The sequence below is a fragment of the Pseudomonas sp. IC_126 genome, from assembly GCF_004331835.1.
In the GTDB taxonomy this organism is placed as follows: Bacteria; Pseudomonadota; Gammaproteobacteria; order Pseudomonadales; family Pseudomonadaceae; genus Stutzerimonas.
This window is the reverse complement of the sequence record NZ_SJSS01000005.1, coordinates 335,690-344,824: the sequence shown is the minus strand read 5'-3', so window position 1 is coordinate 344,824 and position 9,135 is coordinate 335,690. Positions and strand designations below refer to the sequence as shown.

Here is a 9,135-nt window from a genome sequence, read left to right as displayed (position 1 = left end):
AGCACCAGGCAGGCGGCCTCTCGTTTGAACTCGGGCGTAAAGGAACGACGTTGCTTGGTCATCAGACACCTCTCTATGGCGAGCATTCTCGCCCTAAATGGGTGTCCGGAATCAGTAGACCACTACACACCGTCCAACCTAAAACCAACCATTGACCTAGCCGGAGGTGCAAGTTGGAGCTTCGTCATCTTCGCTGTTTTGTGGCCGTCGCCGAGGAGCTGCATTTCGCACGGGCTGCCGAACGTTTGCATATGGAGCAATCACCCTTGTCGCGGACCATCAAGGACCTGGAGTACCGCTTGGGTGTGCAGCTGTTCGAGCGCACAACACGCCGAACTCGTCTCACCTGGGCCGGCACGGTCCTGTTGCAGGAAGCCCGGCGTGTCATTGCAGTCGTAGAACAGGCCAAAGCGAGCGTGAAAGGCGCCGCCTCGGGTTACCGAGGTCAGTTACGCATTGCCCTGTCCGACGGCGTCCCGCAATCGCGGCTGGCGTCGCTGCTCGCGCTGTGCCGGGAGGAAGACCCCGACATCGAAATTTTCCTGCGTGAAGTACCGTCTGCGATGCAGACCAGAGGCCTGCTGGACGATCTGTTCGATGTAGGTCTGTCGCAAACCACATACCAGGCTGACGGGCTGCTGGCCGTGCCCATATGGCATGACCCGCTTGTCGTTACCCTGCCAGCACGCCACCAATTGCTCGCCCACCGGGAGATTCCGCTGGAGGAACTCGCCGGGCACCCATTGGTGCTCTGCGAGCCTCAAGTCTGCGAAGGGTTCTGGCAGCAGCTACAGCTCGTACTGCGGCCTATTGCGTCCAGACTGACCATCGCGGAGCGTGTCCCAACCCTCGATCTGATGATCGCGTTGGTAGCCGCCGGTTACGGTCTGGGGTTCTCCAGCCTGCCGCGAATTTCAGAGCTCAACAATCTGGACATCGCCACCCGTCCCCTGGCGGGCCAGAGCAAGCTGACCACCTACTTGGTCCGCCGCAATAGCGAGCCGTCAGCACCATTGGATCGTTTTATCGACCGAGTGGCACGGGTTGCCTGCGGTATGGATGATCATTCCGGCCACCAACCGACAGGCTTGCGCACTCTGGACGCATAAGTACGGACCTGAGCCACGAGTCCAGTGGGCACTCGCTAGGATTGATGCAGCTACAACCTCAAGCTCCGCTGGTGCTTTCCGCAACGGCGGGGCTTCAAGTGCTCTGAGCGCTCAGCGTAGAAACCTGCGTGGATCTAGAGCGGTTTGCCTCACGTTTGAATCCGCGGTCCCCCGCCATGAAGGCCTCCAACATGTACGGGATGAGGGTTACCACGTCGACCGGCTCGCCATACGACTCCACGTGCATCGAGGCGTAACGGTCAAGATCGGCCTTAAGGCCTGCTGGGCAGAGAAAGGTTAGTTTGGTGCTCTCAGTCTTGGGCAGCGGCCCCAGTCTAAGCTTGCGCGTCGCGCTCATCGTGATCCTCCACTATTAAAGAACAAGGGTTGGTAAGGTCGCAGCACTAAGTCCCGGTTAACGATCATGCGCACCGGCAAGCCTGGTCGTTCGGTCAATGTCGGCTGGATGTTCATATTACGCCGGGTCATCTCCTGGCCCACCTGATTGACGCTGTCTTGAAGGCCATCGCGACCGGCGATGATGACGCGGTCTCCGTCCTGTCGGTTTTCCGGTGCTGCCAGCTCGGCGCCGATACCCAGCAGCGTGGTCAACGCAGCGCCTGCGAAGACGCGATTCCAATGCCAGTCGATCCCATCCTCCAGGCCGGCGTAGCCGGCCTGGTCGGTGCCGATCAAACTATCCAGCGTCAGCGAACTTGTGTCCGGCAGGATGATGCGATTCCACACCACCTGCACGCGGCTCTGCCCGTAGCTGACCTGGCTGTTGTAGCGCCCAAGTATTCTCGAACCCTGCGGGATGAGTAGGTGCTTACCCGTTGCCGTGTCGTAGACCGGCTCAGTCACGGCACCGATGATGTCGCCTGGAAGATCGGACTTTATGCCGGTCACCAGCGCCCCGGCGATGACCGTGCCCGCCATAACCTGATAAGGCGATGCCGGTGGCTGCAGGTCCCCTGTGTTGAGTGTCGCCATGGTTTCCGGACGCAGGAACTGTTCCTTCTGCTGCTGTCGATTTTGCACAGCCATCGGATCGGTTGGCTGCGCCACTTCCGAGCTCGACACCGTCGCCAGCGGATCAAAGGCTGCCAGCATGGACGCTTCCGCCGTTCGCTCTGGCGAGGCGTTTGCAGTTGAAGCAGAATGCCGGCTGTCGGTTTGAAAAAACAGCGACGAGCCAGCCGCCTCATCGGCCTCTTTCAATCGAGCCAGTCGTTCGGCCTCGGCGGGATCCTGGCCGGCTGGCGTGTATATGGGTGCCGCCGGCCGCTGGGACTTCAAGATGGCTGGCCCGAGGTCGCCCGGAAGCGGAGGCCCCAATTCAGGAGGCTGCGCCAATGCTGTTGGCGGTAGCTGAGAGTAGTCTGCCGGCAAACTCTCGAGCCCCTCGGAGCGAGAGACGCGATCGACGTTGTAAAGCTCGGCCGGGCCGTGACGTTCGCGTCGCTCCAGCGGCCGCAGCGACCAGATGGTGGCACCCAGCACAGCGACAGCGAGTCCACCGGCAAGCGCTGCCAGGGTACGCCGGCTCAAGCGTTTGACGGGCCGTGGCTGAGCGCGCAACGCTACCGCTTCCGGCTGGACCTTATCAACCGGTGGCGCCAACCGCTCGGGATTGTCTTCTTGGCTCATGATTATCGCCCTTGCGGCAGGCCGTCGGTACGCTCGATACGCACCACGTCGCCCTTGTCTGCCCCCAGGCGCAGTTCAGCTGCACCGAAAAGCCGGTCGACGATGTAGTACGGCGAGCGGAAGCGATAGTTGACCAGTTGCCCATCGCCCTGCGCGCCAATCACAAACATGGGCGGCAGTTCACCCTGAGCGATGCCGGTAGGGAACTGGATGTAGACCTTTTCGCCATCATCAAAGGCCCGTAGCGGCTGCCAGGGTGGGTTGCTCCCGCTGATCGCATAGCGAAAGCGGACCCGCTCCAGTGAGAGACCGGTATCGACTGGCGCGCTCACCCGTGCGGCCCGTGCTTGGCGCTGCAGCGCCAGCATCTGATCTTTCGGGTAATCCCAGGAAACCGAGGCCATCCAGGCTTTCTCGGTAGAGGTCAGTTCGATTAAGTAGGTCCGCCGGCTGGTTGTAATCACCAGGTTGGTTTTCAGGTTCGAGCGTATTGGCTTGACCAACACACTGACGCGCAACGCGTCGCCTGCACCGCTGGACGTATCGCCGACGATCCAGCGCACGGTATCGCCGGCGGCCACCGTCACCAACTCCTCTCCTTCCTGCAGCCCGATCACCGTGACTCGCCCCGGCGCGGCATATACCTGATATAGCGCCCCTTCGCTGTAGGGCCAGACTTGTATGGCATCAATGTACCCCTCGCGAGTAGGCGGCATTCGGGCCTCGCGGTTCGCTTGGGTGACGCGTCGCTTTTCATCGACCGGGTCCGGCGAGGTCTGGTTATTGGCGACACCCGATAGAGGCTTCATTTGCGCAGGCATCGGCAACACTTTCGGCACCTCGACGACTGCGATGGGCTTCGGCGGCTCGGGCAGCGGTTGCGCCTGCACGGGCTCGTCGAGCGAGATGCGCGGCGCCGGCTTGCCTTGGGTCGCACAACCGGCCAACGCCAGTACGATGGCCGACAGCGTAACCGCGGGGCAGAACAGGTTCATGGCTTTGCTCCTTCAGACGCATCCAGTTCGCGGCTCCAAGACAGCCCGTTGACGTAAATACCCAGCGGGTTTTTGCGCAGACGTTGTTCGGTGCGCGGGGTCTGCTGAACAATGGAAATCACTGCGTTCCAGCGTTCGGTGCCGGCGGACCCACCGTTGACGAAGCGCTGCTCGGTCCAGCGCACGTTGAATGAAGCATCGCTGGCCCGCACTACGCTGATCACCTGCACCGTGACAGACTCCTTGCCGACGAGGGCAAACGGATCCTTGTTGCGTGCGTAGTCGTTGAGCACGGCGGCACCGCGATCAGTGGTGTAGTTGTATGCGTCTAGCCAGTTCTGCCGAACGACAATCGGGTCAATCGACAGTGAGCGCACCAGGGTGACGAAGCGCGCCAGGTGGTAGGCCACCTGGGCATCGGATGGCCGGTAGGGCGTGGCGGCCTCGCCGACCGTCCGCACCTCGCCGCTGGTAGCGACCTCCACCACATAGGGCGTGACGATGGACTGTGCCGAGCGCCAGACCAAACCACACGCCATCAGCAGGGCAAGCGATAGGCAACCAAAGGCCATGAGGCGCCAGTTTTTCGCCTGTACGCGCGCCGAGCCAATGCGCTCATCCCAAGCCTGCCCAGCGGCTTGATATGGCGTAGCAGGTTGCGGCGTCTCGGCGTAGCGCACACGTGGTCGTTTGAAGCGCATGACTCCCCCTTATCCATCTGCATCGCGCAGGTTCGGCCCACCGCCGGAGCCACCGCCGTCACCGCCGCGTAACGTGTGCGCAACGGTGGCAGCGGCATGGCTGATTTGCTGACGCTGCTGCAGGCGCCTGGCCCAGGCAGGTTGCGCCTTGGTATTGGTGAAGGCGTTTGCGGTGTTGCTCGGTGCAGCCGCGTGACCTGCGGCTGATCCTCCGCCTGCTGTTGCAAACTGGCCTTCAAGCGAGCGCGCGCCTGCTGCGAGTTTTGCGCCGGACGCCATACGCGCCCCGGCGGCAACTGCGGTGCCTACACCGGTCGCTGCGGCGCCGACGCCCGCCGCCAGCCCGGCTGTGCCAAGGGCAGCGCCGGCCATGGCCCCAGCGCCTAATTGTGGTCCTCCGGAGATCAACCCGGTCGCGATGCCAGGGCCGAAAATTCCCAGAGCGAGTAACGCCAGTGACGCCAGTACTACGACCAGCGCGTGATCAATGGAAGGGTCATCGGGATGTAACTGGAACTCAGCGAACAGACCTGTGCCGATGCCGACGATTACGGCCAGCACCAGGACCTTGACGCCCGAGGACACCACATTGCCGAGCACCTTCTCCGCGAGAAACGCCGTCTTGTTCCACAGCGCGAACGGCACCAGCACGAACCCGGCAAGCGTGGTCAGCTTGAACTCGATCAGAGTAATGAACAGCTGCACGGCCAAGGTGAAGAAACAGACAATGACCACTAGGTAGGCCAGAAACAGGATAACGATGGGTTCGAGGTTGACGAACACTTCGGGGAAGCCGGTCAGTTTGCCGATCTGCTCGAGGATCGGCGCACCGGCATCGATACCCGCCTTCGCCAACTGCCCTGGCTGGAGAAAGGTCTCCATGTTGAGCGAGCCGGTTGCCGTCAGACCCAGCCCGGCAAAGGAGTTAAAGACGATGCCAGCCAGCCGGTTGAAGTTGCCAATGATGTAGGCGAAGGCACCGATGTAGAGCACCTTGCGGATCAGCTTCGCCATGACATCCTCGCCCTGGCCTGAGGCATGACCGAGCGCCCAGTACAGGCCGGCGATCGTCATGTCGATGGCCACTAGCGTGGCGGTCAGGTAGGCAACTTCTCCTTGCAGCAGCCCGAACCCCGAGTCGATGTAGCGGGAAAACGTATCGAGGAACCGGTCAATGACCGTGACGTCATTCATGGGCAACCCCCTGACGCGCAAGCGGCCTACGGCTCTCATCGAGATAAGCCTCAACGGGCCCATCGAATGTCGGCGGAATCGCGGGCAGTTGCCTTAGGGTTCCGAATTCGTCGGAGCCACCCTTACCGCTGAAAAAGCGGTGTCGATACACCTCGGCTGTAGCCATACTCGGCCCGCCGCCGACAGCGATGTGCAGTGCGTGCTGCGTCTCGCGCCGAATTGGATCGCCTCCCAGCCCATCCCAGTATTGGTCGCAGGCGACCAACACTCCGGTCCACAACACCAAAACATAGCGCATGGCCATCTCCGTCAGTTCCCGTAAAAACGGACGGGAAAGGGTGTATACGGCGTGCCGTCGCCCAAGAACCGGCGGCGGATTTCGCGGGCACGCTCGGTGGCTGCCGCCTGCCGAGCAAGCTCCAAAGAGGCGGCACGGTCCTGGGTAAGCTGAAGCTGCTGTGCCTGGATGGACTGTTTTGCCTGCAGCGCCAGCAGTTGGTTGGTGGCCTGCATGGCCTGCAGCGCGCCGTTGGCCGACTGGCTCTGCCCCACCAGATTGGCTAAATCCCTCTCGTCGTCGGCGAGGTTGCCCGATACCTGGGCCTGTAACCGCATGGCGGTGTGCAGCCCATCGAGCGCGTACGTCCAATGTTCATGCGCGTCCCGGTACATCTGATCACCGCTGATGGTGGTCGCGTACTCTTCCGGATACAGCCGGGCAAATTCGCTGTCGAGGTTCTGCACGTCGTAGGCCAACCCTCGTGCCTCTGCGATCAGCTGCTCGCTTTTCGCCAGTGACGCATGCAGACGGCTGAGGACGTTGTAATCGAGACTCGCCAGGTTGCGTGCCTGATTGACCAGCATTTGCGATTCGTTCTGCAGCTGCTCGACCTGGTTATTGATCTGCTCCAGCGTGCGAACCGCTGTCAGCGTGTTCTGCACCAGGTTGGTGGGGTCGATGACCGTCATGGCTGAAATTGGCTGCACTGTCAGCAACGACCATGCAACAGCGAGGGACCAGAAATGCACGCCTTTGCTCATCAAGCGTCCTCCTCCGGTTCTGTAGAAACAGCCGGCGGAGGTGCAGATGGCAGCAAGTCAGCCGCCCAGCCGAGGCCACGATGACGCAGCCAGGCGCCGACGAACCCTGGCAGGCTGGCGTCGCGAAGCATCTGATCGATTGCTTGCTGGTCCTGTGGCGACGAGGCGCCGGCAAACGCAAGCGCAACCGGCCCAAGATCGAGGTCGAACAGGCGATTGCCTGCACGGGACTGGTAGTAGTAATCGCGCTTGGGCTGAGCATTAGCGACGATCTCGATCTGCCGTGCATTTAGGCCGAAGCCTTCATAGATGCTGCGAATCTGTGGCTCGGTTGCCTGCGAATTGGGCAGAAAAATGCGGCTCGCACAGCTCTCGATGATCGCCGGGGCGATGCTTGAATCCTTGATGTCGGCCAGAGACTGGGTGGCGAAAATGACGCTGACATTCTTCTTGCGCAGGGTCTTGAGCCACTGGCGGATGCGCGCGGAGAAGATCGGGTCGTCGAGGAACAGCCAGGACTCATCGAGGATCAGCAGCGTCGGCGCGCCATCGAAGCGCTCCTCCAGACGCGCGAACAGGTAGCCCAGCACGGCCAGAACCGCGGCCTTGCTAGGCATCAGTTCCTCCATTTCGAAGCACTGCACATCGGCCGTACTTAGGTAGTCGAGGTCGGAATCGAGCAGCTTGCCGTGCGCGCCACCGAGCACATAAGGCACCAACGCCTGGCGTAGCGTGTTTGACTGCAGTAGCAGCGACAGACCGGTGAGAGTGCGCTGTTCGACAGGAGCCCCCGCGAGGCTGCCGAGTGCCGACCAGATAGCCACCTTTTCATCGGGGCCTATGGCCACTCCTTCTTGCAGCAGACGCCCTTCGACCCACTCAGCGGCCCGACTACGACTGCCCTCCTCGTTGATACGTGCGAGCGGTTGGAAGGCAATCGCGCCATTACCGCCCAGGTCGTAGTGTTCGCCGCCCAGACCCAGCACGGTCGCTCGCATCGAGCGCCCCATGTCGAAGGCAAAAATCCGTGAATCCTTGTAGCGACGGAACTGCATCGCCAGTGTGGCGAGTAAAACCGACTTGCCCATGCCGGTCGGACCGACGACCAGCGTGTGACCGACATCACCCACGTGAGTGACCAGCCTGAATGGCGTCGCACCCTCGGTACGGGTCACGATCAGGGGTGGCCCGTCGAGGTGGGCGTTGCGCTCCGGTCCGGCCCATACGGCGGACAACGGCATCAGGTGCGCGAGGTTCAACGTCGACACAACCGGCTGACGCACGTTGGCGTAGGCGTTGCCCGGGATGGACGAAAGCCACGCTTCCACTGAGTTGAGGCTTTCTGCAATGGTGACGAAGCCTCGTCCCTGGATGACGCGCTCCACCCTGCGAAGCTTCTCGTCGGCCAGGTCGGCGTCTGCATCGAGCACCGTCACGGTGGAAGTCAGGTAGCCAAAGGCAACCTGATCACTGCCCAACGCCTGGAGGGCAGCGTCCGCATCTGCCGCTTTATTACTGGCGTCGGTGTTGAGCAATGGGCTCTCCTGCTGGAACAGGGTCTCGCGCAGCAGCGCCAGCACGCTCTTGCGTTTGGCAAACCATTGGCGACGCAGGCGGCCCAGCTCCCCTTCCGCCTCGTCCTTGTCGAGACAAACAAAGCGTGTACTCCAGCGATAGGCAAAGCCCAGCCGGTTGAGGTCATCGAGGATCCCCGGCCAAGTTGAGGTCGGGAACCCACGCAGCGTAGTCACACGCAGGTGCTCATCGCCCAGCATCGGCGCCAAGCCACCTAGTAATGGTACGTCCGTCAGCAGCAAGTCGAGGTGGAACGGAACCTCCGGAACCCCGACGCGATGACGCCGCGTCGAGACGGTCGTATGCAGGTAGCTCAGCGTCTCACCATCATCCAACCAGCCGATTTGCGGCATCACGCCTGCGAGTAGGTCGAAAATGCGCTCCGTCTCGGCAATGAAAGCCGTGAGACGCTCGCGCCAGTCCACACCGGCCGTCGAGGTGTTTTCATAGATCAGCTTGGCGGCGCGGGCACGCGACTCTTCTGGAGGCAGGTACTGCAGCGTGAGGTGGTAGCAGCTCTCGAAGTGGTTGCCACCTTCTTCGAACGCCGCGCGGCGCTCCTCGTCCACCAGCCACGACAACGGCTCGGGGAAGTCCGAGTGCGGATAACTTGCCGCCTGACAACGCTCGGCTTCGACGAACATCGCCCAGCCGGTGCCGAGCCGGCGCAATGCGTTGTTCAGCCGCGCCGTGGTGGAGACCAGCTCGCTCTGCGTCGCGCTATCGAGATCAGGGCCGCGAAAGCGTGCCGTGCGTTGGAACGAACCGTCCTTGTTCAGCACGACGCCGGGCGCCACCAGCCCGGCCCAGGGCAGCCAGTCGGCGAGCAGCGCTGGGCGTTGACGGTATTCGGTGAGATTTAGCATTGCA

The 9,135-nt window shown here is 62.1% G+C and carries 9 protein-coding genes; 1 reads left to right on the top strand and 8 read right to left on the bottom strand.

What is annotated here, in order from left to right; all coding sequences use genetic code 11:
* Positions 1–173: 173 nt before the first annotated feature.
* Positions 174–1,109 (top strand): LysR family transcriptional regulator, encoded by a 936-nt coding sequence (locus E0D86_RS17195; protein ID WP_131651256.1) that lies wholly within the window; start codon positions 174–176, stop codon positions 1,107–1,109.
* Between the two features lie 94 nt (positions 1,110–1,203).
* Here the strand turns inward: E0D86_RS17195 and E0D86_RS17190 are convergent, their stop codons facing one another.
* From E0D86_RS17190 to trbE, 8 genes are read right to left on the bottom strand one after another with little or no spacing between them, the layout of a single operon-like run.
* Entirely contained in the window at positions 1,204–1,467 is a 264-nt protein-coding gene (locus E0D86_RS17190) for a DUF2274 domain-containing protein (protein WP_131651255.1), read from the bottom strand.
* Positions 1,464–2,759: a TrbI/VirB10 family protein gene (locus tag E0D86_RS17185; protein ID WP_131651254.1), complete on the bottom strand. Its 1,296-nt coding sequence runs from the start codon at positions 2,757–2,759 to the stop codon at positions 1,464–1,466. The genes E0D86_RS17190 and E0D86_RS17185 overlap by 4 nt, the downstream gene beginning before the upstream one ends.
* Before the next feature lie 2 nt (positions 2,760–2,761).
* Positions 2,762–3,754 (bottom strand): P-type conjugative transfer protein TrbG, encoded by a 993-nt coding sequence (gene trbG, locus E0D86_RS17180; protein WP_131651253.1) that lies wholly within the window; start codon positions 3,752–3,754, stop codon positions 2,762–2,764.
* Positions 3,751–4,455 (bottom strand): conjugal transfer protein TrbF, encoded by a 705-nt coding sequence (gene trbF / locus E0D86_RS17175; RefSeq protein WP_131651252.1) that lies wholly within the window; start codon positions 4,453–4,455, stop codon positions 3,751–3,753. The genes trbG and trbF overlap by 4 nt, the downstream gene beginning before the upstream one ends.
* A 9-nt stretch (positions 4,456–4,464) precedes the next feature.
* The gene (gene trbL, locus E0D86_RS17170) at positions 4,465–5,649 is read right to left on the bottom strand and encodes a P-type conjugative transfer protein TrbL (RefSeq protein WP_131651251.1); all 1,185 of its coding nucleotides are present in this window, start codon (positions 5,647–5,649) and stop codon (positions 4,465–4,467) included.
* Complete coding sequence (locus E0D86_RS17165) at positions 5,642–5,947, bottom strand: hypothetical protein (RefSeq protein ID WP_131651250.1); 306 nt, start codon at positions 5,945–5,947, stop codon at positions 5,642–5,644. The genes trbL and E0D86_RS17165 overlap by 8 nt, the downstream gene beginning before the upstream one ends.
* 11 nt (positions 5,948–5,958) lie before the next feature.
* The gene (gene trbJ / locus E0D86_RS17160) at positions 5,959–6,690 is read right to left on the bottom strand and encodes a P-type conjugative transfer protein TrbJ (protein WP_131651249.1); all 732 of its coding nucleotides are present in this window, start codon (positions 6,688–6,690) and stop codon (positions 5,959–5,961) included.
* Positions 6,690–9,131: a conjugal transfer protein TrbE gene (gene trbE / locus E0D86_RS17155; protein WP_131651248.1), complete on the bottom strand. Its 2,442-nt coding sequence runs from the start codon at positions 9,129–9,131 to the stop codon at positions 6,690–6,692. The genes trbJ and trbE overlap by 1 nt, the downstream gene beginning before the upstream one ends.
* Between the last annotated feature and the right edge of the window lie 4 nt (positions 9,132–9,135).